The organism is Streptomyces sp. CA-294286 (genome assembly GCF_050947155.1).
In the GTDB taxonomy this organism is placed as follows: Bacteria; Actinomycetota; Actinomycetes; order Streptomycetales; family Streptomycetaceae; genus Streptomyces.
Map to the genome: position 1 here is coordinate 3,715,170 of NZ_CP192005.1, position 22,022 is coordinate 3,737,191.

21 protein-coding genes are annotated in these 22,022 nt (G+C 72.3%); 10 read left to right on the forward strand and 11 right to left on the reverse strand.

Features of this window, described 5'->3' with window-relative positions:
• Nucleotides 1–235: 235 nt before the first annotated feature.
• Nucleotides 236–1,099, forward strand: a complete 864-nt coding sequence (locus ACQPZG_RS21275; protein WP_433547327.1) for a Bax inhibitor-1/YccA family protein — start codon at nt 236–238, stop codon at nt 1,097–1,099.
• Nucleotides 1,100–1,220: 121 nt separating this feature from the next.
• On the opposite strand, the gene ACQPZG_RS21280 is transcribed toward ACQPZG_RS21275, so the two are convergent.
• Complete coding sequence (locus ACQPZG_RS21280; protein ID WP_433547328.1) at nt 1,221–1,451, reverse strand: DUF4287 domain-containing protein; 231 nt, start codon at nt 1,449–1,451, stop codon at nt 1,221–1,223.
• A 100-nt stretch (nt 1,452–1,551) separates the two neighbouring features.
• Here ACQPZG_RS21280 and ACQPZG_RS21285 point away from each other — a divergent pair, with 100 nt between their 5' ends.
• On the forward strand, nt 1,552–1,863 hold the full coding sequence (locus ACQPZG_RS21285; RefSeq protein ID WP_433547329.1) for a hypothetical protein: 312 nt from the start codon (nt 1,552–1,554) through the stop codon (nt 1,861–1,863).
• 19 nt (nt 1,864–1,882) lie between these two features.
• On the opposite strand, the gene ACQPZG_RS21290 is transcribed toward ACQPZG_RS21285, so the two are convergent.
• From ACQPZG_RS21290 to ACQPZG_RS21300, 3 genes are all read right to left on the reverse strand, one after another.
• Nucleotides 1,883–2,776 carry a hypothetical protein gene (locus ACQPZG_RS21290; RefSeq protein WP_433549490.1) on the reverse strand — a complete coding sequence of 298 codons (894 nt, stop codon included), beginning with the start codon at nt 2,774–2,776 and terminating at the stop codon, nt 1,883–1,885.
• 516 nt (nt 2,777–3,292) lie between these two features.
• A complete protein-coding gene (locus ACQPZG_RS21295; RefSeq protein ID WP_185028917.1) occupies nt 3,293–4,513 on the reverse strand; it encodes an acetyl-CoA C-acetyltransferase in 1,221 nt (406 codons plus the stop codon).
• A 146-nt stretch (nt 4,514–4,659) separates the two neighbouring features.
• On the reverse strand, nt 4,660–5,652 hold the full coding sequence (locus ACQPZG_RS21300; RefSeq protein WP_433549491.1) for an SGNH/GDSL hydrolase family protein: 993 nt from the start codon (nt 5,650–5,652) through the stop codon (nt 4,660–4,662).
• Between the two features lie 199 nt (nt 5,653–5,851).
• Between ACQPZG_RS21300 and ACQPZG_RS21305 the strand changes: the two genes are divergently transcribed.
• A complete protein-coding gene (locus ACQPZG_RS21305; protein ID WP_433547330.1) occupies nt 5,852–7,249 on the forward strand; it encodes a cystathionine beta-synthase in 1,398 nt (465 codons plus the stop codon).
• A gap of 719 nt (nt 7,250–7,968) precedes the next feature.
• On the opposite strand, the gene ACQPZG_RS21310 is transcribed toward ACQPZG_RS21305, so the two are convergent.
• A complete protein-coding gene (locus tag ACQPZG_RS21310) occupies nt 7,969–8,415 on the reverse strand; it encodes a hypothetical protein (protein ID WP_433547331.1) in 447 nt (148 codons plus the stop codon).
• A gap of 367 nt (nt 8,416–8,782) precedes the next feature.
• On the opposite strand from ACQPZG_RS21310, the gene ACQPZG_RS21315 reads away from it, so the two are divergent.
• Nucleotides 8,783–9,625, forward strand: coding sequence for a MurR/RpiR family transcriptional regulator (locus tag ACQPZG_RS21315; RefSeq protein ID WP_433547332.1), 843 nt, complete (start codon nt 8,783–8,785; stop codon nt 9,623–9,625).
• Nucleotides 9,626–9,871: 246 nt separating this feature from the next.
• Here ACQPZG_RS21315 and ACQPZG_RS21320 read toward each other — a convergent pair whose 3' ends face one another.
• The 4 genes from ACQPZG_RS21320 to ACQPZG_RS21335 form a co-directional block, all read right to left on the reverse strand.
• On the reverse strand, nt 9,872–10,246 hold the full coding sequence (locus tag ACQPZG_RS21320) for a hypothetical protein (RefSeq protein ID WP_433547333.1): 375 nt from the start codon (nt 10,244–10,246) through the stop codon (nt 9,872–9,874).
• Between the two features lie 87 nt (nt 10,247–10,333).
• Entirely contained in the window at nt 10,334–10,789 is a 456-nt protein-coding gene (locus tag ACQPZG_RS21325; protein ID WP_433547334.1) for a roadblock/LC7 domain-containing protein, read from the reverse strand.
• 121 nt (nt 10,790–10,910) lie between these two features.
• Nucleotides 10,911–11,690, reverse strand: coding sequence for a transcriptional regulator (locus tag ACQPZG_RS21330; RefSeq protein WP_433547335.1), 780 nt, complete (start codon nt 11,688–11,690; stop codon nt 10,911–10,913).
• Nucleotides 11,687–12,076 carry a hypothetical protein gene (locus ACQPZG_RS21335; protein ID WP_433547336.1) on the reverse strand — a complete coding sequence of 130 codons (390 nt, stop codon included), beginning with the start codon at nt 12,074–12,076 and terminating at the stop codon, nt 11,687–11,689. Before ACQPZG_RS21335 ends, ACQPZG_RS21330 begins: the two co-directional genes overlap by 4 nt.
• A 532-nt stretch (nt 12,077–12,608) precedes the next feature.
• Here ACQPZG_RS21335 and hutU point away from each other — a divergent pair.
• From hutU to ACQPZG_RS21350, 3 genes are all read left to right on the forward strand, one after another.
• Nucleotides 12,609–14,273 carry a urocanate hydratase gene (hutU, locus tag ACQPZG_RS21340; RefSeq protein ID WP_433547337.1) on the forward strand — a complete coding sequence of 555 codons (1,665 nt, stop codon included), beginning with the start codon at nt 12,609–12,611 and terminating at the stop codon, nt 14,271–14,273.
• 98 nt (nt 14,274–14,371) lie between these two features.
• Complete coding sequence (locus ACQPZG_RS21345) at nt 14,372–15,562, forward strand: allantoate amidohydrolase (RefSeq protein ID WP_433549492.1); 1,191 nt, start codon at nt 14,372–14,374, stop codon at nt 15,560–15,562.
• Nucleotides 15,559–16,893 carry a formimidoylglutamate deiminase gene (locus ACQPZG_RS21350; RefSeq protein WP_433547338.1) on the forward strand — a complete coding sequence of 445 codons (1,335 nt, stop codon included), beginning with the start codon at nt 15,559–15,561 and terminating at the stop codon, nt 16,891–16,893. Before ACQPZG_RS21345 ends, ACQPZG_RS21350 begins: the two co-directional genes overlap by 4 nt.
• 317 nt (nt 16,894–17,210) lie before the next feature.
• Here ACQPZG_RS21350 and ACQPZG_RS21355 read toward each other — a convergent pair whose 3' ends face one another.
• Together ACQPZG_RS21355 and ACQPZG_RS21360 are read right to left on the reverse strand one after the other, a co-directional pair.
• Nucleotides 17,211–17,876, reverse strand: a complete 666-nt coding sequence (locus ACQPZG_RS21355) for a hypothetical protein (protein ID WP_433547339.1) — start codon at nt 17,874–17,876, stop codon at nt 17,211–17,213.
• A 118-nt stretch (nt 17,877–17,994) separates the two neighbouring features.
• Nucleotides 17,995–18,720: a GntR family transcriptional regulator gene (locus ACQPZG_RS21360; RefSeq protein WP_433547340.1), complete on the reverse strand. Its 726-nt coding sequence runs from the start codon at nt 18,718–18,720 to the stop codon at nt 17,995–17,997.
• Nucleotides 18,721–18,824: 104 nt separating this feature from the next.
• On the opposite strand from ACQPZG_RS21360, the gene ACQPZG_RS21365 reads away from it, so the two are divergent.
• From ACQPZG_RS21365 to hutI, 3 genes are all read left to right on the forward strand, one after another.
• Complete coding sequence (locus ACQPZG_RS21365) at nt 18,825–19,649, forward strand: class I SAM-dependent methyltransferase (RefSeq protein ID WP_433547341.1); 825 nt, start codon at nt 18,825–18,827, stop codon at nt 19,647–19,649.
• A 264-nt stretch (nt 19,650–19,913) separates the two neighbouring features.
• Nucleotides 19,914–20,798: a hypothetical protein gene (locus ACQPZG_RS21370; RefSeq protein WP_433547342.1), complete on the forward strand. Its 885-nt coding sequence runs from the start codon at nt 19,914–19,916 to the stop codon at nt 20,796–20,798.
• Complete coding sequence (gene hutI, locus ACQPZG_RS21375) at nt 20,795–21,982, forward strand: imidazolonepropionase (protein WP_433547343.1); 1,188 nt, start codon at nt 20,795–20,797, stop codon at nt 21,980–21,982. Before ACQPZG_RS21370 ends, hutI begins: the two co-directional genes overlap by 4 nt.
• Nucleotides 21,983–22,022 lie beyond the last annotated feature (40 nt).

Consider the following 22,022-nt stretch of genomic DNA (forward strand, 5'->3'; position numbering starts at 1 on the left):
CATCCGCCCAGATCGCGGTGTTTCCGTGGGCCAGGCCATGGGGCAGCGCCTGTTCGAGTCGGCCGGCGACACCTCCGTCCGCCAGGGACGCCCCCCGGGAGGGTGGAACACTCCGGGTCCGTCGGGCGTTGTTCATGATCCGGGGGAAAGATCCTCCTCTGGTACAGGGGTGCTTTCTTTGCGACCCCATTACTCTTGACAGCAAGGTCGCACACGGTGGCCATGGAGGAGTGAGATGAGGAGCAGCAACCCGGTCTTCTCGCGACGGGGGTTCAGCCGCGACAACGGCTACGCGGGCTTCAACGCGCAGCAGCCGCAGGCCGGGGGCCCCGCCGTCGGGACCCAGGGCAACCCGTACGCCCAGGACGCGCAGAACCCGTACGCGACGAACCCGTACGCACAGCAGGACCAGTACGGTGCCCCGGTGGCGCCGCCGCGCGGCAGCGTGATGACGATGGACGACGTCGTCACCCGTACGGCCACCACGCTCGGCGTCGTGGTCGCGGGCGCGACCGTCGCCTGGGTGACCAACATGGGTCTGGGTCTGGCCATCGGCGCGGCGCTCGTCGCGATGGTGCTCGGCCTGATCCAGGCGTTCAAGAGCAAGCCGATGCCGCCGGTCATCCTGGCGTACGCCGGCTTCGAGGGCCTCTTCCTCGGCGCGATCAGCAACTACGTCAACCAGTGGGTGCCCGGCGCACCCATGCAGGCGGTGCTGGGCACGATGGCGGTCTTCGCCACCATGCTCGTGCTGTACAAGACCCGCATCGTGCGGGTCACCGCCCGCTTCACCCGCTTCGTGATGATCGCCGCGATCAGCTTCATGGTGCTCACCGCCGTGAACCTGTTGGTCATGGTGTTCGCCGGCGGTGACGGCCTCGGCTTCCGCAGCGGTGGCATGGGCATCCTGTTCGGCGTGGTGGGCGTGCTGCTCGGCTCGTTCTTCCTCGCCATGGACTTCAAGCAGGTCGAGGACGGCGTCGCCTACGGCGCTCCCCGCGAGGAGTCGTGGCTGGCGGCCTTCGGTCTCACCATGACCCTGGTGTGGATCTACCTGGAGATGCTGCGGCTCGTCGCGATCCTGAGCGGCGACGACTAGTCGACCAGCAGGCCCGTCGTACCGGAAGGGCCCGCAGACCGTTTCGACGGTCTGCGGGCCCTTCCGCGTGACGAGGGGCCGGGGGAGTAGGGGCGGGGTCCTTGTCGGAGGGGTGTGCCCGTTACAGCAGCTTGCGGGCGGCGCGCCTGAGGTCGTACTCGTGGATGATCGCCTTGGCGTGGCCGTGTGCGAGGTTGTGTTCGCTGCGGAGCCAGCTCACCTTTTCCTCGAAGCGGAAGAGGGAGGGGCCGTCGTCGACGGCGCGCAGCCAGTCGGACACTTCACGACCGGTGCAGTGAGGGATGCGGGAGAGCAGATTGCGGTGGGTCTCTTCGGAGAAGACTTGGGACATCGGCGCCTCCGGAGGCGTTGCGCGTGCTGGTCCTTCACGCCACCGTGCCTGAGCGTTCGCCCGTTGGCAACAGGCCCGGGGAGGCGCGTAGGGTCGCGACGTGCTTGATACGACACCCCTGTTGACCGCCCTGGAGCGGCTCACCGACCGGCTGCGGACCCTCCCCGAGAGCAGGCTGCGGCGCGGCGCCGCCGCCGAAGCGCTGGCCCTGGCCAGGGAATTCGCGCTGCGGGCGCAGCGGATCGAGTTCCCCGGGCGGCCGCCGGCCGAGCTGCGGGACGCGGGGATCTTCGCCGTCGCCGATCAACTGGCGGTCGCGGGGAGGGATTTGGCGCTGGTGATCGGAACGGCCCCGTCCGGTTCCCTGGACGAGGCCGTGGCGCTGGTGGAGGCGGTGGAGAAGAGGCTGTAGGGGATCCGGGGGCGTCCGGCTATTCCGGGGACGACGCGATGACGCGGTCCGCCAGGATGTAGACGCTCTCGTCGCCGCAGGAGAAGGTCAGCGCGTACGCGCCCGACAGGCTGGAGCCGCCCATCAGCACCGGGGGCCTCCCGTCGCGCAGCGCCTGTCCCAGCAGCTCCGCCGTCTCGCGGTGACCGGGGGTCATGCCCAGCGTCGTACCGTCGGTGAAGACGTACACGTCCAGGGTGCCCAGCGGGCCCGGACGGATGTCGGAGAGGATCACGCGCTCCGCGGCGAGTTCTTCCAGGCGGCGCATCGTGGGGTCGTGGTCGCCGGAGCCGTTCGCCGGACGCGGGACGAAGTCGGGGTGCGAGGGGTGGCGGCGGCGGGCGGCGGCCAGTTCGGCGGAGTCCTCCGGCAGTTCTTCCTCGTCGTCCTCGGCGGCGTCCTCCGCGTCGACCCGTTCCTGGGCGCGCTCCAGCAGCTTGTGGAACTCGCCGTCCTCGAAGGCCGTCGCGAAGTCGGCCGCCAGGAAGTCGTTCGTGCCCGGCAGGTAGTACGAGAGGTCCTCGGTGCCGGTGAGGCCGCCGAGCAGCGACGGGGCGTCCGCGGCGTCACGGGCCTCCTGTGCGGCCCAGAACGCCCGCGCCTCGGCCAGTTCCCGCTCCCGCTCCTCGGCCAGTGCCTCGGTCACCGCGGCCCGTATCTCGGCGGCCGGGGTGAGGGGGGACTCGCTGGTACGGGTCTGGTGGGGGAGTGCGGTGAGCGCGTCCCGGTCCCGCAGTTCGGCCGCACGGGCTTGGTCGGCCGCACGTTCGGCGCGCAGGGCGGCGACCTCCTGGCGGAGTCCGCGAACGGTGTGCAGGACGGCGCCGCCCACGACTGCGGTGGCAGTGGTGGCGAGCAGCAGGGCAACAGACATGGCGCTCACTGACGTACTCCTGAATTCGTTGCGATCCCCCGGGCGCTCCGTGCGGGTGCGCCCTGACGGCATCGGTCCCCCGACCGATCCCCCGGACTTCCTATCTCAGCTTTCCGTGTGCCTGTGCTCGCCGTCAGTGCATAACGTCACGAAACGGACAGGTCTTTGGTCCTGGCCGTTCGCTCCCGTACAGCTTTGACCTGCGGGAATCGGGTTCCCCGAGGAGACAGGTCACATCCTGGGGGAGATTGGGTCACGGCAGGGACGCGAGGCGGTTCACGGGGCGCGTGAGAGCGTGTGGTGCTCCGGTGCGCTCAGTCGATTGTGCGCTTCGCGGAAGCGGTGCGCGCGCTGATTCGGGGGATTCGTGAGCTGTTCCACACGGGGGCGCCCCCGGCTTGCGTACCGGAGGCGCCCCGTGGTCGTGCGGCTGTGGTGCGGGCGTACGGCTGTCGGGCGGCTGTCGTGCGGTTCTGGTGCCGGTGTCGTCCGCCGTACGGCTGTGGTGCGGTGTCGTCAGCTGAGGCGCTCGATGACCATGGCCATGCCCTGGCCGCCGCCGACGCACATGGTCTCCAGGCCGAACTGCTTGTCGTGGAACTGGAGGCTGTTGATGAGCGTGCCGGTGATGCGGGCGCCGGTCATGCCGAAGGGATGGCCGACCGCGATCGCGCCGCCGTTCACGTTGACCTTGTCCAGGTCCAGCCCCAGGTCCTGGTAGGACGGGATGACCTGGGCGGCGAACGCCTCGTTGATCTCGGCGAGGTCGATGTCGCCGACGGTCAGCCCGGCGCGCTTCAGCGCCTGCTTGCTGGCCTCGACCGGGCCGTAGCCCATGATCTCGGGGGACAGGCCCGAGACGCCGGTGGAGACGATGCGGGCGAGCGGGGTCAGGCCCAGCTCGGCGGCCTTCGTGTCGGACATGATCACGAGGGCGGCGGCGCCGTCGTTGAGCGGGCAGCAGTTGGCCGCGGTGACCCGGCCGTCGGGACGGAAGACGGGCTTCAGCCCTTGGACGCCCTCCAGGGTGACGCCGGCGCGCGGGCCGTCGTCCTTGCTGACGACCGTGCCGTCCGGGGTGGTGACCGGCGTGATCTCCCGCTCCCAGAAGCCGTTCTTGAGCGCTTCCTCGGCGAGGTTCTGCGAGCGGACGCCGAACTCGTCCATCTCCTGGCGCGAGACCCCCTTGAGGCGGGCCAGGTTCTCCGCGGTCTGCCCCATGGAGATGTACGCGTCGGGCACCAGGCCGTCCTCGCGGGGGTCGTGCCAGGTGGCGCCCTCCTGCTCGGCTACGGCCGCGGTACGGGCCTCCGCGTCGGCGAACAGCGGGTTGTGCGTGTCCGGGAGGGAGTCGGAGTTGCCCTTGGTGAAGCGGGACACCATTTCGACGCCGGCCGAGAGGAAGACGTCGCCCTCGCCCGCCTTGATGGCGTGCAGGGCCATCCGCGAGGTCTGGAGGGAGGAGGAGCAGTAGCGGGTGACCGTACAGCCGGGGAGGTGGTCCATCCCCATCTGCACGGCGACGACGCGGCCCAGGTTGTTGCCCTGCTCGCCGCCGGGAAGGCCGCAGCCGAGCATCAGGTCGTCGATGTCGCGCGGGTCCAGCTCGGGGACCTTGGCGAGGGCGGCCTGGATGATGGTCGCGGTGAGGTCGTCGGCGCGCAGGTCCTTGAGCGAGCCCTTGAAGGCGCGGCCGATGGGGGAGCGGGCGGTCGAGACGATGACGGCTTCGGGCATCGGGGCTCCTGTGGGTGCGGGGGCGAGTGAACTGGGCGGACGTATTTCGAAGTTACCGGTCCGTACCGGGTGGGGTCACCGGGTCGGCGGTGTGATGCGGGCCGCAATTCTAAGCGGGCGCTCAGGGAGGGGCGGGCCTCGGGCGTTCAGTGTCCTGCGGAGGACGGCTGGGCCGGGTCCGGGGCCGCCGGGATGCGGCGGCGCCTGCGGTGCTTGAGGAGGGCCCACGGGGCGCGTGCGCCCGTGACCTCGGTGCCCGCTTCCGCCGCCGCCTCCGCCGCGGCCCGCGCCACCGGCAGCATGCCCTCGTCGCGGGAGCCGTCCAACCGGTCGGATTCCGGCCACAGTCCCAGCGCCGCGCACAGGGTGGGGAGGACGGCCATGGCCGCCGTCGCGTACCCCTCGGCGGACGGGTGGTAGTTGTCCGGGCCGAACAGCTCCCTCGGGTTGGCCTCGAACTCCGGGCCGAGCAGGTCGCCGAGGGAGACGGTGCGTCCGCCCTGTTCGACCGCGCCGATCGTCTGCGCGGCGGCCAGCTGCCGCGAGACCCGGCGGGCCAGCCAGCGCAGCGGCTGGTAGACCGGCTCGATCGTGCCCAGGTCCGGGCAGGTCCCGACGACGACCTCCGCGCCCGCGGTGCGCAGCCTGCGGACCGCCGTGGCGAGGTGGCGCACCGACTGCGTGGGAGGCATCCGGTGCGTCACGTCGTTCGCGCCGATCATGATCACGCACACGTCCGGAGGGCTGAGCGGGTCCCGTACGAGCAGCGAGACCTGGCGGTCCAGGTCGTCGGACATGGCACCGGGCAGGGCCACGTTGCGCAGTTCCACCGGGCGCTCGGCGACCGCCGCGAGGCCGGAGGCGAGCAGTGCGCCCGGCGTGTGGCCCGCGCGCCGTACGCCCTGGCCCGCCGCCGTGGAGTCGCCGAGCACTCCCAGGCGCAGCGCCGGAAGGTCCGTGCGGCCCGCGAAGGCCGTCCCGTACAGGCCGTCGGCCGGTGGGGCGATCGGGGCGACCCCGCCGCCCACCGACCGTTTCGCCAGCTGCACCTCGGCGATCACCAGGCCCACGGCGGCGGCCCCGACGAGCCCGATGCCGCCGCCGCCGTACGCCGCGCCCGCGGCGATCCGTCGTGCCACCCTCGCCCTCGACACAGTCGCAGCCACCTCCTCGAAGAACCTTGCGCTGGAACATCCGTGCGGATGTCGGTCCGTACTACTGCTAACTGCCCGTTACCGGGTGTCGCTCAATCACGCCGAAAGGTGAATACCAGTGGTGGAAGGGCGGTCCGCACGGGCCTAGGCTGGGCCGCACCATCACGGAGACCCCGGAGAAGACGTGCGATTTCACGACTCGATGATCAGCCTCGTCGGCAACACCCCGCTGGTGAAGCTGAACAGAGTGACCGAAGGCATTCAGGCGACCGTTCTGGCGAAGGTCGAGTACTTCAACCCGGGCGGCTCCGTGAAGGACCGGATCGCCGTCCGCATGATCGAGGCCGCGGAGGAGAGCGGGGCGCTCAAGCCCGGCGGGACGATCGTCGAGCCGACGTCCGGCAACACCGGTGTCGGACTGGCGATCGTGGCCCAGCAGAAGGGCTACAAGTGCATCTTCGTCTGCCCCGACAAGGTGTCCCTCGACAAGATCAACGTGCTGCGGGCGTACGGCGCGGAGGTCGTCGTCTGCCCCACGGCCGTCGACCCCGAGCACCCCGACTCGTACTACAACGTCTCCGACCGGCTGGTCGAGGAGACGCCGGGCGCCTGGAAGCCCGACCAGTACAGCAACCCCAACAACCCGCGTTCGCACTACGAGACGACCGGGCCCGAGCTGTGGGAGCAGACGGACGGGAAGATCACCCACTTCGTCACGGGCGTCGGGACCGGCGGCACGATCTCCGGCACCGGCCGGTACCTCAAGGAGGTCAGCGGCGGGAAGGTCACGGTCGTCGGCGCCGACCCGGAGGGTTCGGTGTACTCCGGCGGCTCGGGGCGTCCGTACCTCGTCGAGGGCGTCGGTGAGGACTTCTGGCCGTCCGCGTACGACAAGAGCGTGACGGACGAGATCGTCGCGGTGTCCGACAAGGACTCGTTCCAGATGACCCGCCGGCTCGCCAAGGAGGAGGGGCTGCTCGTCGGCGGCTCCTGCGGAATGGCGGTCGTGGGCGCACTGCGGGTGGCGGAGCGGCTCGGTCCCGACGACGTCGTGGTCGTCCTGCTGCCGGACAGCGGGCGCGGCTACATGAGCAAGATCTTCAGCGACGAGTGGATGGCCTCGTACGGCTTCCTGGACGACGGTGAGCACCCTGCCCGGGTCGGCGACGTGCTCCAGTTCAAGGAGGGCGGGTCCATGCCGCACCTCGTGCACATGCACCCGGAGGAGACCGTCGGCGAGGCCATCGAGGTGCTGCGCGAGTACGGTGTCTCGCAGATGCCGATCGTGAAGCCGGGCGCGGGCCACCCGGACGTGATGGCCGCCGAGGTCATCGGCTCGGTCGTGGAGCGGGAGCTGCTGGACGCGCTCTTCGCCCAACGGGCTTCCCTGGGCGACGCGTTGGACAAGCACATGTCGGCTCCGCTGCCGCAGGTCGGCTCCGGCGAGCCGGTGGAGGACCTGATGGCGGTACTCGGCGGCAAGGGCGGCGCGGACGCGGCGATCGTGCTGGTCGAGGGCAAGCCGACGGGCGTGGTGAGCAGGCAGGACCTGCTGGCCTACCTGGCGCGTCCGGAGCAGTGAGCGGCCGTCCGTCCTCCGGGCCGAGCGTGATGGGGCCGGGAGGACGGACGAGGCGCGCCGGGACGGGGCCGGGTGGGATCCGCGGAGGGTGCCGTACGGTGCCGGGTCTGCGAGCCGCGGGTGCGTGGCGGGGTGGTGCGGGGTCCGTGATCCGCGGGTGCGTGGCGCGGCGGTGCCGGGTGCGCGTCCGCCGGGTGCGCGGCGGGGCGACGCCGGTTCTGAGATCTGCGCGGTGTGGTGCGGGCGGTGTCGAGTCCGTGGGGGCCGTGGCGGGGTGCGGTGCGGGGGTGCAGCTCGCGCGAGGCTGTGGCGCGGACTTCGCGTGAACGGTACGGGCAGGACATGCGCGCGCAGCACGCGCTTAACACGCCCCCCGCACAGTGGTGGTCATCGGCGTCACGGATCACCGGAGCGGCTCCCGGACCTCTGCGGACGCCATGGACACGCGAGCGCCCGGCCCTGACCCCGGGCGGCCGTGTCCAGCGCGGGGACCGTCGTCGTCCCGCCCCCGGGCAACCGGGGTGCGGCGGTCCCCGCGTCGAGCCTTTCCCGTGCGGTGTCCGCGGTGCGGTGTCCGCGTCCAGCCTTTCCCGTGCGGTGCCCGCGTCCAGCCTTTCCCGTGCGGTCCCCGCGTCCAGCCTTTCCCGTGCGGTCCCCGCGTCCAGCCTTTCCGGTGCGGTGTCCGCGGTACGGGCCGCCGGGGCGTCGACGGGCGGCGGTCAGCCCTCCCAGTCGGAGACCCTCTCCCGGCCGTGACCGCGCGCTTGCCACGGCCACCCGCGTGCCGCGTGCACCGTGTTGACGCCGAGGATGCCCGCCCACGCGACGAGGAGACCCGGCAGCCCGGCGTTCGCCACCCCGATCGCGGACAGCGGTATCGCCAGGATCAGCGAGATGATCGCGAAACCGAACCTCTCGCCGAACCCGCCGTCCCCCGACGAGGCCCGGACGGGACGGGAGGCGTCCCGTGCGACGGCCATCTGCTGTTCGGCCAGTTGCCGGCGCACCCGGCGGTCGACCGTGGAGTCGAGCCGTTGCTCGACCTTCTCCAGGAACGATTCGACCAGCGCCGATTCGTAGTCCGCCCCCAGCTCCCTGCGGGCGTCCACGGTGGCGTCCAGGTCCTTCTTGAGCTCGGGATCGCGAGCCCGGCTGGATGCTTCCATGCTTCGACGGTACGGAGCGCCGGCCGCCCCGGCATTGGGGCTAACCCCCGCTTTCCCCCTGCGGTCCGCCCCCGGGTTGGTCTGTATATGGTCATGCAGGGCTTCGGATGGATGAATAGCTCTGCGTGGTCCGGCCGATCCGCCTGGGGACGCGGCCCGGACCGTGCCCGGAGCGGGCCGTCCCACCGTCCGGATCGACGGCCCGGATGGTGCCCGGAGCGGTCCGTCGCACCGTCCGGATCGAGGGACCAGAAGGTGACCGAACCGGGTCCTCGCACCGACCGGATCGTGGGATGGGCCGGACCGCGCCACGGACCGGATGGTGGAATCGCCCGAGCGTGCAATCACCGAGACAGGAGACGACGGGATGAGCGACAGCAGCCCCGCCGCCAGGCTTCACCAGCTCTTCGAGGGGCGGCGGCTCACCCCCACCCAACGGCGCATCGCGCACAGCATGGTGCGCGGGGCCGCCGACGTGCCGTTCCTCTCCAGCGTGGAGCTGGCGGAACTGGCGGGGGTCAGCCAGCCGTCGGTGACCCGGTTCGCGGTCGCGCTCGGATTCGACGGGTACCCGGCACTGCGCAGGCACCTGCGGGAGGTCGCACCCGCGAGCGCCGCCGACGAGACGGCCGTCTCGTACAACGAGTACCAGCAGGCGGTGCTGGGGGAGATCGAGAACCTGCGGCACCTCGCCGAACTGCTGGCCGACCCGGCCCCCGTCGAGCAGGCGGGCCGGCTCCTCGCCGCGTCGGCGGTCCTGCCGGTGCTCGGGTTGCGCGCCGCGTCCTCGCAGGCGCGCGGCTTCGCGTACTTCGCGGCCAAGGTGCACCCGGACGTTCGGCTGCTGGACGAGGGCGGTTCGATGCTCGCGGACCGCATCGACACGGCCCGGCGGGCGGGTGCGGAGGTGCTCCTGTGCTTCGCCCTGCCGCGTCACCCGAAGGAAGTGGTCGACGCACTGGCCTACGCCCGGGAGCAGGGGCTGACCGTGGTGACGGTCGCGGACTCCGCGTTCGCGCCGGTGGCCGGGCACAGCGACCTGCTGATCCCGGCGGCGGTCGGCACCGGGCTGGCCTTCGACACGGCGTGTGCCCCGATGCTGCTGGGGCGCGTGCTGCTGGAGGCGATGTGCGACGGGCTGCCGCAGGCGCAGGCGCGGCTGGAGGAGTTCGACGCACGGGCGAGCGCGCGCGGCCTGTTCGTGGAGTGAACCGGGGGCGGGAACCGCGGGACGCCCGGGAGAGGGAGACGGAGGCGGGCGGGACGGCTCGGTGACAGGTCCGGCTCGGGGGCTGCTGCGGCGCTCGGGGTTCCGGCCGGTGCTCGGAGGCGCTCGGAGTGCTCGCAGGGTTCGGGCGACGGGTGTGGCATGCGGCGTGGGGCGACGGGTGGGGCGTAGGGCGACGGGTGGGGCGTGGGGCGTGGAGTACCGGGGCGCGCCCCACCCGCTGCCGTCTCAGACCTCCAGCTCGTTCTCGATCTTCCGGAGCTGGTGCCGCGCCATCGCCAGGTTCGCCCGGCCCTTGTCGAGCGCGACGTAGAGGAACAGACCGTTGGTGCCGCGCCCCCTGAGCAGCCGGATCATGTGGTACTGGCTGCCCAGGGTGATGAGGATGTCCTCGATGTCCTCGTTGAGGCCGAGGTGCTCCATCGTCCGGACCTTGGCGCGCACGACGTCGGTGTTGCCCGCGGCGGCGACCGTCAGGTCGAGTTCCTTGCTGCCGCCCGCGGTGCCCAGGGCCATGCCGCTGGTGTAGTCGACGAGGGCGACGCCGATGGTCCCCTCGATGCTGGTCATAACCTCTTTGAGAGCGGCTTCGGTGTTGGCCATGAGGTACGCACTTCCTTCGGTGTGATGTACGGGTGTGCCGTGAACGGTTGTGCCCTGAACGGCTGTGCCGTGAAGGGCTGTGGTGGATCAGTTGCCGGGTTCGGCGGGGTGGGTCGTGGGTCCGGTGGGTCCGGTACCGGGCGGGGGGTGCGTCCGGTTCGTACGGTCGACGAGTTCGCCGATGCGGGCGCCGGTCCGGCGCGCCTCCAGATGCAGCCGCCCCACGTTGACGCGGGGTTCCGCGAGCAGGGTGAGGACGGCCGAACCCCCGGCGGCGTACGTGGCGACGTAGCCCTCGGCGCCCCGTACGAGGAGTTCCCTGAAGGCGCCCTGGCCGGTGGCGTCGGCGAGCCGCACCGAGACGCCGAGTGCGGCGGCGGTGAGGGCCGCGACGCCCTCCGGTTCGACACCGGGCGCGGTGTCCCCGGCCAGGACGAGACCGTCGACGCTGGCGGCGACGGCTCCCGTCAGCGAGGGGAGCCGGGCCCGCAACCGCCGCAGCTCCTCCAGGACCTCCGGGTCGGGAGGTCTGGACTGCTGCATCGGCGGCCTCCTCTCCGTGCGCTTGTCGGCGGCCCGTACGGTCCGGGTGCGAAGGGCGCGTCTCACCGTGGGTGCCTCTCCGTTCTCGCGGTCGTGCGGGGCCTCTCGGCCCCCGCGGTCCTCACAGGGCCTCCAGTGCGTTGCGGAGTCTGCGCAGCAGGGCGACGTCCGGGTCCTGCGACACGTCCGCCACCCAGCGGGGTACGGCGACGGGGGTCGGCCCGGTCTCCTCGCGCGGCGTCGTCACCGCTCCGGCCGCCGCCAGCCGCCGGACGTCGATCAGCGTGTGGAAAGCGGGCCTGCCGAGCGCCCGCGCGATGTCCGGCGGGGTGCGCGTCCCGTCGGCGAGGTCGAGCACGTCCCGCTGGCGCCGGGTGACGGGCGCGGGAGCGTCCAGGCCCTCCCGTACGACGGGGGAGCTGTCGGTGTCCGGGTAGGGCCACAGCGTGTCCAGCAGTTCCCGCCGGCGCAGGCACTCGCGGGCCACCAGGCGGGCGGAGACCGGGCGCACCGGGCCCAGCCAGTGCGCGACGCCGTGCCGGAACCGGGTCGGGCCGCTGCCCGGGGCGAGCGCGAAGTACGCCGCGTCGAACAGGGCCCCCAGGTGCGCGAGTTCGAGCTCGCCGTCCGCGAGACGCCCGCTGTCGACGAGGAAGCGGCCGACCCTGCCGTACGGCCCCGCCCGGTCGAATGCCTCCTGCCAGCCCTCGCGGGGCAGGCGGTCGGCGAGGAGGACGTCGAGGCCGGGGGCGGCGGGGCTCTCGGCGTGCACGACCTGCCCGTCGAGGAGGTAGAGCGTGCCGTGGTCGCGCAGCAGGGCGCCGGTCGCGCGTTCCTCCGCGAGGCGGGCGAGCATCGGGGAGAGGGAGGGCGAGGCGTCCCCCAGGGTCGCTGTGCTCATCCCAGTACCAGCCGTTCGGCGAGGTCGGCGAGGCGCAGCCGGGCGAGGGCGAGGTTGCCCTGCTCGCGGTCGAGCCAGAGGTGGAGGAAGACGCTGCTGTCGAAGGAGGTCTCCACGTACCGCAGGAGGTGGTAGTCGGTGCGGGTGGTGATGATGACGTCCTCGACGGGCGGGCCCTTGTCCTGGCCGCCCGCGGGGGCGAACGTGCCGTGCTCCGCCGCCATCCGGGCCAGTTCGGCGGACTCGGCGGCCGCGGTCTCGCTGTCTGTGCCCGCCGCCTCGCCCGCCGTCCCCAGGGCGAGGCCGCTGGTCCAGTCGACGAGGGCCGCCCCGCGTGCTCCGGGCAACTGCATCGCTTCGACCAGGCACGCGTCGATTCCGGACACGCAGAACTCCCCTCCCCGGGTCCTCTCCGGGCTCGCTCGATGGGGCGAGATTACGCAACTGCCGTGCAGGAACAGTGAGTTCCGGCATATTCCATCGGAGGGACAGGTTCCGCACTAGTGTGTCGGCCCCGCGCGTCACGCCCGCCCGCCGCAGGGGCGTGCGGGGGCCTGTCGATCGTGGGGCTCCGCGCCGAGCGGGCGGCCCGCGGAGCCTCATGGGGGGCGGCGCGAAGTGCCGGTGCATGGCGAGGAAGGGGTGCCCGGGGCCCGCCGGGCCCGGGATTCCGCGCCGAGCGGGGGTCCGCGGAGCCTCATGGGGGGCGGCGCGAAGTGCCGGTGCATGGTGAAGAAGGGGTGCCCGGGGCTTGCCGAGCCCGGGGCTCCGCGCCGAGCGGGGGGCCCACGGAGTCCCACGGGGCGGCGCGAAGTGCCGGTGCCGCGCCGGGGGACTCGTCGGCGCGGGTGTTGACTAGACCTATTCAGGGGGCAAGGATGTGAATATCCACCTCATGCCCGCGATCAGGAGGCACCCATGTCAGGACCCCGACCCGTACGGGCCCCGCGCGGTACGGAGCTCAGCGCCCTGGGATGGCAGCAGGAAGCCGCCCTGCGCATGCTCCAGAACAACCTGGACCCCGAGGTCGCCGAGCACCCCGACAAGCTCGTCGTCTACGGCGGCACCGGCAAGGCGGCCCGGGACTGGCGCTCCTTCGACGCCATGGTGCGTACCCTGAAGACCCTCAAGCAGGACGAGACGATGCTCGTCCAGTCCGGCCGCCCGGTCGGCGTGATGCAGACCCACGAGTGGGCCCCGCGCGTCCTGATCGCCAACTCCAACCTGGTCGGCGACTGGGCGAACTGGGAGGAGTTCCGGCGCCTGGAACAGCTCGGCCTCACCATGTACGGGCAGATGACCGCCGGCTCGTGGATCTACATCGGCACCCAGGGCATCCTCCAGGGCACGTACGAGACCTTCGCCGCCGTCGCCGCCAAGCGCTTCGGCGGCACCCTCGCCGGGACCATCACCCTCACCGCCGGCCTCGGCGGCATGGGCGGCGCCCAGCCGCTCGCCGTGACGATGAACGAGGGCGTCGCGATCTGCGTCGACGTCGACCCGCGCGCCATCGAACGCCGCATCGAGCACAAGTACCTGGACGTACGGGCCGACTCCCTGGAGCACGCCCTCCAGCTCGCCGTCGAGGCCCGCGACGCCCGCCGCCCGCTCTCCATCGGCCTCCTCGGCAACGCCGCCGAGATCCTCCCGCGCATGCTGGCCGAAGGCGCGCCCGTCGACATCGTGACGGACCAGACCTCCGCCCACGACCCGCTCGCCTACCTTCCCGTCGGCGTCGACTTCGACGACATGGCGGCCCTCGCCGCCGAGAAGCCGGCCGACTTCACCCAGCGCGCCCGCGAGTCGATGGCCAGGCACGTCGAGGCGATGGTCGGCTTCATGGACGCCGGCGCCGAGGTCTTCGACTACGGCAACTCGATCCGCGGCGAGGCCCGACTCGCGGGCTACTCGCGCGCGTTCGACTTCCCCGGCTTCGTCCCGGCGTACATCCGCCCGCTGTTCTGCGAGGGCAGGGGCCCGTTCCGCTGGGCGGCGCTGTCCGGCGAGGCGTCCGACATCCACAAGACGGACCGCGAACTGCTGAAGCTCTTCCCGGAGAACGAATCGCTGCACCGCTGGATCAGAATGGCCGGCGAGCGCGTCCACTTCCAGGGGCTCCCGGCGCGCATCTGCTGGCTCGGCCAGGGCGAACGCGACAAGGCGGGCGAACTCTTCAACGACATGGTCGCCGACGGCACCCTCGCCGCGCCGCTCGCCATCGGCCGTGACCACCTCGACTGCGGCTCGGTGGCCTCCCCGTACCGCGAGACCGAAGCCATGCTCGACGGCTCCGACGCCATCGCCGACTGGCCGCTGCTGAACGCCATGGTGAACGTGGCCTCCGGCGCCTCGTGGGTGTCCCTCCACCACGGCGGCGGCGTCGGCATGGGCCGCTCGATCCACGCCGGCCAGGTGTCCGTCGCCGACGGCACGAAGCTCGCGGGCGAGAAGATCCGCCGCGTCCTGACCAACGACCCCGGCATGGGTGTCATCCGGCACGTCGACGCGGGCTACGACATCGCGGAGAAGACCGCCGAAGCCCAGGGCGTCCGCGTCCCGATGCGCGAGGGCGGCGACGCGTGAGCACGAACGCACACGGTACGGGCGGCGCGCCAGGCCCCGGCGGCGCGCGGGCGGCGGAACCCGCAGCCGCGGTCGTCGGCGGCGACGGTTTCCACACCATGTGGGCGGACCTCCTGCCCCTCGGCCGGGACAAGTCCTCGGGCGGCTACCGCCGTTACGCCTGGACCGCGGCCGACGCCGACTGCCGGGCCTGGTTCCGTGCGCAGGCCGAGGCACGCGGGCTCACCTACGAACTGGACCGCAACGGCAACCAGTGGGCCTGGCAGGGCGACCCGCTCGCCGGGGACGCCGTCGTCATCGGCTCCCACTTGGACTCCGTGCCCGACGGCGGGGCCTTCGACGGCCCCCTCGGGGTCGTCTCCTCCTTCGCGGCGCTCGACGAACTCCGCCGCAGGGGAGCGGAGTTCACGAGGCCCGTCGCCGTCACCAACTTCGGTGACGAGGAGGGCGCCCGGTTCGGACTGGCCTGCGTCGGGTCCCGGCTCGCCGCCGGACAGCTCACGCCGCAGAAGGCGTACGAACTGCGTGACGGCGACGGCATCACCCTCCCGCAGGCGATGGAGGCGGCCGGTCACGATCCGTCCACCCTCGGCCCCGACCCCGAACGCCTCGCCCGCATCGGCGCGTTCGTCGAACTGCACGTCGAACAGGGCCGGGCACTGGACCTCACGGGCAACCCGGTCGGCCTCGCCTCCGCGATCTGGCCGCACGGCCGCTGGCGCTACGACTTCCACGGCGAGGCCAACCACGCGGGCACCACTCGCCTCGCCGACCGCCGCGACCCCATGGTGACGTACGCGGAGACCGTCCTCGCCGCCCGCGCGCAGGCCGAGTTCACCGGCGCCCTCGCCACCTTCGGCAAGGTCTCCGTCGAGCCGAACGGCGTCAACGCCATCCCCTCCCTCGTCCGGGGCTGGCTCGACTCCCGCGCCGCCGACCAGGACACCCTCGACGAGGTCGTCGCGGGCATCGAGGCCGCCGCGCAGCAGGCCGCCGCGAGGGCCGGCATCGACCTCCGGATCGTCCGGGAGTCCTTCACCCCCGTCGTGGAGTTCGCCCACGCCCTGCGCGACGAACTCGCCCGCCTCCTGGGACCCGGCATCCCGGTGCTCGGCACCGGCGCCGGACACGACGCCGGAATCCTCTCCGCCTCCGTACCGACCGCCATGCTGTTCGTACGCAACCCCACCGGCGTCTCGCACTCCCCGGCGGAGTACGCAGCCGAGGACGACTGCGTCGCCGGGGTGCTCGCACTCGCCGACGTCACGGAAGGTCTCGCCTGCGCATGACGACCTATTGGCTGGAACACGCCTGGCTCGGCACCCACGTCGAACCGGGCGTGCTGGTCGACGTCCCCGACGACGGCCGCATCTCCTCCGTCCGTACGCAGGTCGCGGTGCCCCCGCCGGCCGCGACCGCCCTGCGCGGCCTCACCCTCCCCGGCCTCGCCAACGCCCACTCGCACGCCTTCCACCGGGCGCTGCGCTCCACCGTCCAGGTCGGCTCCGGCACCTTCTGGACCTGGCGCGAGGTCATGTACGGCGTCGCCTCCCGCCTCACGCCCGACTCGTACCACGCCCTCGCGCGCGCCGTGTACGCGGAGATGGCACTGGCCGGCATCACGTCCGTGGGCGAGTTCCACTACGTCCACCACGCACCGGACGGCACCCCGTACGCCGACCCCAACGCGATGGGCGACGCACTGGTCGCCGCCGCTTCGGACGCCGGAATCCGCCTCACCCTGCTGGACGCGGCGTACCTCTCCGCGGGCTTCGGCGAGCCCCCCACCGCCCACCAGCGCCGCTTCTCCGACGGCACGGCCCAGGCGTGGGCGGAGCGCGTCTCGGGGCTGCGGGACTCCGCGTACGTACGGCACGGAGCCGCCATCCACTCGGTGCGCGCCGTGCCCGCCGCCGAGCTGGCCACGGTCGCCCAGTGGGCGCGGGACCGCGAGGCCCCCCTGCACGTCCACCTCTCCGAGCAGACCGCCGAGAACGACGCCTGCCTGGCCGCCCACGGCTGCACCCCGACCCGGCTGCTCGCCGACCACGGCGTGCTGGGCCCGCGCACCACCGGCGTCCACAACACCCACCTCACGGACGCGGACATCAAGCTCCTCGGCTCGTCCGCCACCGGCACCTGCATGTGCCCCACCACCGAACGCGACCTCGCCGACGGCATCGGACCGGCCGTCCGGCTCCAGCGGGCGGGCTCGCCGCTCTCCCTCGGCAGCGACAGCCACGCCGTCATCGACCTCTTCGAAGAGGCCCGCGCGATGGAGCTGAACGAACGCCTCCGCTCCCGTACCCGGGGCCACTGGACGGCGGCGGCCCTCCTGCGCGCGGCCTCCGCCGACGGCCACGCGGCGCTGGGCTGGCCGGATGCGGGAGTGATCGAACCCGGCGCGCTCGCCGACCTCACGACCATCGCCCTGGACACCGTCCGCACGGCGGGGCCCGTCCCGATACTGGGCGCCGAGACGGCCGTCTTCGCCGCCACGGGCGCGGACGTCCGGCACACGATCGTCGGCGGACGCCAGGTGGTCCGGGACGGAATCCACACCACGGTTCCGGACACGGCCGCGGCACTGGCCTCCTCGATCAGGGCGCTGCACGGCTGATCCGCGGGCTGGCTCGGGGCGGCGAGGACTCCGTCCCACAGGTATCCCGCGGCCGAAGCGCGTCGGCGGTCCCGACTTCCCACTGCCCGTGCGGAGCGGGCGGTGCGGCGCGATCGCCTCGTCCTGCGGTCACCCGACCTCCCGCGGGTCGGGAACCGGTCCGTGGTCCGCGCCGTGATCCGTGGTGAGCGCCGCCGGCAGTTCGGGGTCGGAGTGGACTTGGGCCGTGTGCTGCCAGGCGGTGAGGAGCTTGGGTGCTCGTCATCACCCACACGAGGGGCGTGCAGGGACCGACGTACCCGGACGACTCGGGCGGATCAGGACCGGCGCGGTACGCGGCGGGGCGTGCCGTCGCTGTCGGCCGGGTGGTCGGCGAGGGCCAGGAGCCGGTGCGTCGCGACGCATCCGGGACAGGCGTGGACGTCGCCCCCGCCGCCGGACCCGCCGTGGATGAGTCCGACTTTCACCGGCTGCCCGGTCTCCTCCTTGCACCAGCCGCACTGCTGGCGAGGCATTACTGCGGCGCCCTCCACCTCCTGCCGTCCCAGTTCGATGAGTTCCCGCACGATGCGGGCGGTGGCGAGTACCGACGGTTCGTGCGCGCACGGGGGGATCACCCAGTGCGCGCCCGGCGGCCCGAGCCGGGAGGGGTGCGGGACGCCGAGGTGGGCGCCGCGCCCCAGGCAGGTGCCGAGCGCGCAGGCCCAGGTCTCGGTGCTCTGCGGCGGTACGAGTGCGTAGTACATGCCGTTGCCGGGGTCGAGGAGCATCGGACCGTCGACGGTCCCGTTGGCGCGCAGGGCGGCGCGGACCAGCACTTCCGGGATGCGGACGGCGTCGAAACGGCGGCCGAGAGGAAGGAGGGCGACCCCGCGCGCACCCCACTCGGTGTGTGCCTGGGAGGGGTCGTCGTGGGCGGCGGCGAGCCAGGCCGCGCTGGGTTCTGCGGTCCTCGGCCCGGCGGGGAAAACCGTCCGGTCCATTGCCTCGTGTGCCTCCACGAACCTCAACTCCCTTGTGCGTGCCACGGAGTGAGCGCTGATGTGCGGCGCCCGGCATGCACAGAGACTGGACCGGTGGACCGGTCCAGTCAAGAGAGGTTCAGGAATCCAACCCCATCGAGTAGTGCTCCTCGCGCTGCCAGAGGTCGGCGGGAGTGATGCCCTCCTCGCAGACGAGCGCCCGCCCCTTCGTATCGCGTGCCGTGTGGACCACCACTGCGGCAGCGGCAGGGTTCTCGACGCCCAGGAGTTCCGCCTCGTCGGCCGTGAGTAGGCGCACGGTCGTGACGTCGGTGCCCTGCTCCGGGGTGCGACCCGTCTGGCGTGCCACATAGCGGGTGGTGCCTTCCGCCAATGGCCCCTCCTCCTTCAGGCGTGGAGCCGCGTCCGCCACGTCCGACGGGAACCACGCCGTGACCAGGGTGAACGCGCCCCCGTCCGGAAGCATCACAAGTCGCCTGCGCCGCAACGCGACTTCGGAGTGCGCCAGGCCAAGTGCATCGGCGACCGGGCCGGGCGGAACCTGCCAGTCGGGCTTACCCAGCCGCCGGAAGGGCAGGCCGACCGCGATCCGCGAGGAGGACTGGCGGTTGCCCGCAGGCCGAGCGACAGGGGTTTCCGTCACCGTGAAACCCGAACCTGCGCGGGCAACGACGAGCCCGTCGTTGCGCAGTACGTCCATCGCCTTGACGACGGTCGCGCGCGACACGGACCACTGGTCGGCAAGGTCCCGCCCGGACGGCAGAAGCGCCCCCGGGCCGAACTCCCCGTCCGCGATCCGTGCCCGCAGAGCTTCCGCGATCTGCTCGTACTTCAGGGTTGCCATCTTTGTTCCCTCGCTCCCGCTCGCTGGAACCCCCGGACCGGTCCACCGGTCAATTTATGGCCAAGCCCTCTCGCCACCGCAGGCCGGGGCGGCACAATGCGCCCATGACGAATCCGGCAGTGGCTCCCGGCATCCTCGACTTCTACGCCGAGACCATCGACGAGAGCACCCGCCTGTCCGGCTCCGCCGACGGCAGGCTGGAGATGGTCCGGACGCAGGAGCTGCTCCGACGGCACCTGCCCGCCGCCCCGGCCGGTGTCCTCGACGTCGGCGGAGGCCCCGGCGCGCATGCGGCCTGGCTGGTGGCCGACGGGTATGCCGTGCATCTCGTCGACCCGGTACGCCGACATGTCGAGCAAGCCCGGAAAAGCGGCTGCACAGTGGAGTTGGGCGACGCCCGGAACTTGAGCGCCGGGGACGAGTCGTACGACGTCGTCCTCGTCATGGGCCCGCTGTACCACCTCGTCGACGCCGCCGACCGGCACCGCGCACTCACCGAGGCGTACCGCGTCGTACGCCCCGGCGGCCTGGTCGCGGCGGCGGGCATCAACCAGTACGCCTCCCTCTTCGAGCACACCGCGTACGCCCACCTCGACCGGGAGCCGATCCGCGCGAACATCGAGAAGATCCTCGCCACTCACGTCCACGACGGAAAGCGCGGCTTCACCGAGGCGTACTTCCACAGCCCGCAGCAGCTGGAACAGGAGATGCGCGAGGCCGGGTTGCACACCGTCACCGTGTACGGCGTCGAAGGCCCTGCCTGGTCCCTGCTCAAGGCCACCGAGCAGTACGCCGACGAGTCCGTCGCCGACTCGTCGCTCTTCGCCTCGGCCCTCACCGCCGCTCGCCTTGCCGAGCCGTACCCCGAACTGCTCGCCGCGTCCTCACATCTGTTGGCCGTGGGAACGAAGACCCCGGCCCGCGCTTGAGCTCCGAGCCCCGACCCCCGAGACCTCTTTACTAGGAATGGACGGTGGGACTCCTCCCCGCCACCCACCCCTTCGCGTGCGCGCGACGTGCGCGCAGCCTGCGCCAACTCGACACCGCCCAGCGTCAGATGACTTTTCGTGATCGTGTCGCGACCACGCGTGGCGAGCGTGTACCGTGCGTCACAACAGAACGACCCCCATGCGGTGGTGGAACACCGCACAGGGGTCTGACCACCAGATCATGACTTTCAAGGAGTCGATCCCATGGCTGTTGCGCAGCTTAGTCGCGCCCTCCACGCTCCCGCCCACCCGATGGCCAATCCCGGGTACGGGAAGAAGTCCGCGCCCGACCAACTGCCCCTCGACGGCGGCACCTTCGCACACCTGCCCAGGCGTGAAGCGGCCATCGCCCGGTACATCGACCTCCTTCCCGACGGGTCCGACATCAGCATCAAGACCCTCGCCCGGGAGATCGAGGGGTACGGGCAGGCGGCCGTCGCCTCCGCTCTGCGGTACCTCTCGGCCGCCGGGCACCTGCGTCGGTTCGGGGTGGACGTGCACGTCGAGAGGGAGGGGTACCGGCGGGTCACTCACACCCACTTCTCCCGGACCGCCCGCCCCGAGCACTGGTGGCGCGCCTTCCTCGCCGAGGACGTTCCCGAGAGCGGCAAGGACCAGCCCGAGCAGCCCGAGGAACCCGCGCGGCGCGGGTACCGGGCGCTGGCCCGGATCGCCCGTACCGAGCCGCAACTGCCCCTCTCCGCCGCGTCCTGCGAAGCCCTCGCCCCGCTCGCGGGGGAGTGGTTCGAGCGAGGGATGAGCGAGTCGCAGTTCGTGTGGACGCTGACGTTCGCGCTGCCCCGGCCCGTGCGCCACCCCTTCGGCTTCGTGCAGCAGCGGCTGATCAACGAGATGCCGCCCGAACTGCCGGGTCCCGTACAGGGGTTGGTGCACATGGAGTGCACCGGGTGCGGGGTGCCGGGGGTGCCCGAGGCGCTGCCCGGCGGGCTCTGCGGGCCGTGCCGCAGCGTGCCGTACGAGCCTGCGCACGACGGCCCGCCGGCCGAGGTCGTACGGGGCAGGGCGGCCCGCATCCGGCACGACCTGCGTGGGCGCGGGGACGGGCCTGCTGCGAGGATGCGGGGATGAGTGCCACGACGAACACCACCACCCTCATCAGCAACATCGGTAGCCTCGTCACCAACGATCCGTCCCAGGGGTCCGGCGGCCCCCTCGGCCTCGTCGAGGACGCCGCCGTCGTCATCGAGGGCGACCGCATCGCATGGGTGGGCGCCGCCGCCGACGCTCCGGCCGCCGACACCGTGCACGACGCACGGGGCCGTGCCGCGATCCCCGGCTTCGTCGACTCCCACTCCCACCTCGTCTTCGGCGGCGACCGCACGCAGGAGTTCAACGCCCGCATGTCCGGCCGCCCCTACGAGGCGGGCGGCATCCGTACCACCGTCGCCGCCACCCGCGCGGCGACCGACGAGGAACTCGCGGCCAACCTCGCCAAGTACCTGCGGGAGGCGCTGCACCAGGGCACCACGACCTTCGAGACCAAGTCCGGGTACGGCCTCACCGTCGACGACGAGGCCCGCGCGCTGCGCATCGCGAGCGCCCAGACCTCGGAGGTCACCTACCTCGGCGCGCACATCGTCTCCCCGGACCACGCGGACGACCCGGCCGGATACGTCGCCCTCGTGACCGGCGAGATGCTGGACGCCTGCGCCCCGTACGCGCGCTGGATCGACGTCTTCTGCGAGAAGGGGGCCTTCGACGGGGACCAGGCGCGGGCGATCCTGACGGCCGGGAAGGCGAAGGGGCTGCTGCCGCGCATCCACGCCAACCAGCTCTCGTACGGGCCGGGCGTCCAGCTCGCGGTGGAGCTCGACGCCGCCAGCGCCGACCACTGCACGCACCTCACCGACGCGGACGTGGACGCGCTCGCGCAGGGGAACACCGTCGCGACGCTGCTGCCGGGGGCCGAGTTCTCCACCCGCGCCCAGTGGCCCGACGCGCGGCGGCTGCTCGACGCCGGGGCCACCGTGGCGCTGTCGACGGACTGCAACCCGGGGTCCTCGTTCACGTCCTCGATGCCGTTCTGCATCGCGCTCGCCGTACGCGACATGGGGATGACCCCCGACGAGGCCCTGTGGTCCGCGACGGCGGGCGGCGCGCGGGCGCTGCGGCGTCAGGACGTGGGGCGGCTCGCGGTCGGGGCACGGGCCGACCTCGCGCTGCTGGACGCGCCCAGCCATGTGCACCTGGCCTACCGGCCGGGCGTTCCGCTGGTCTCGGAAGTCTGGCGCGAAGGGGTGCGTGCGGTGTGATCCGCTGGGTAGGCGGACCTCGTACAACGCAGTGAAGGAC

Coding starts and splice junctions, on each gene's coding strand:
- ACQPZG_RS21370 (WP_433547342.1), top strand. CDS start 19,914: ATGGCTGTTGCGCAGCTTAGTCGCGCCCTCCACGCTCCCGCCCACCCG.
- ACQPZG_RS21365 (WP_433547341.1), top strand. CDS start 18,825: ATGACGAATCCGGCAGTGGCTCCCGGCATCCTCGACTTCTACGCCGAG.
- ACQPZG_RS21325 (WP_433547334.1), bottom strand. CDS start 10,789: ATGCAGCAGTCCAGACCTCCCGACCCGGAGGTCCTGGAGGAGCTGCGG.
- hutI (WP_433547343.1), top strand. CDS start 20,795: ATGAGTGCCACGACGAACACCACCACCCTCATCAGCAACATCGGTAGC.
- ACQPZG_RS21280 (WP_433547328.1), bottom strand. CDS start 1,451: ATGTCCCAAGTCTTCTCCGAAGAGACCCACCGCAATCTGCTCTCCCGC.
- ACQPZG_RS21345 (WP_433549492.1), top strand. CDS start 14,372: ATGTGGGCGGACCTCCTGCCCCTCGGCCGGGACAAGTCCTCGGGCGGC.
- ACQPZG_RS21310 (WP_433547331.1), bottom strand. CDS start 8,415: ATGGAAGCATCCAGCCGGGCTCGCGATCCCGAGCTCAAGAAGGACCTG.
- ACQPZG_RS21350 (WP_433547338.1), top strand. CDS start 15,559: ATGACGACCTATTGGCTGGAACACGCCTGGCTCGGCACCCACGTCGAA.
- ACQPZG_RS21315 (WP_433547332.1), top strand. CDS start 8,783: ATGAGCGACAGCAGCCCCGCCGCCAGGCTTCACCAGCTCTTCGAGGGG.
- ACQPZG_RS21355 (WP_433547339.1), bottom strand. CDS start 17,876: ATGGACCGGACGGTTTTCCCCGCCGGGCCGAGGACCGCAGAACCCAGC.
- ACQPZG_RS21320 (WP_433547333.1), bottom strand. CDS start 10,246: ATGGCCAACACCGAAGCCGCTCTCAAAGAGGTTATGACCAGCATCGAG.
- ACQPZG_RS21275 (WP_433547327.1), top strand. CDS start 236: ATGAGGAGCAGCAACCCGGTCTTCTCGCGACGGGGGTTCAGCCGCGAC.
- hutU (WP_433547337.1), top strand. CDS start 12,609: ATGTCAGGACCCCGACCCGTACGGGCCCCGCGCGGTACGGAGCTCAGC.
- ACQPZG_RS21295 (WP_185028917.1), bottom strand. CDS start 4,513: ATGCCCGAAGCCGTCATCGTCTCGACCGCCCGCTCCCCCATCGGCCGC.
- ACQPZG_RS21290 (WP_433549490.1), bottom strand. CDS start 2,776: ATGTCTGTTGCCCTGCTGCTCGCCACCACTGCCACCGCAGTCGTGGGC.
- ACQPZG_RS21330 (WP_433547335.1), bottom strand. CDS start 11,690: ATGAGCACAGCGACCCTGGGGGACGCCTCGCCCTCCCTCTCCCCGATG.
- ACQPZG_RS21360 (WP_433547340.1), bottom strand. CDS start 18,720: ATGGCAACCCTGAAGTACGAGCAGATCGCGGAAGCTCTGCGGGCACGG.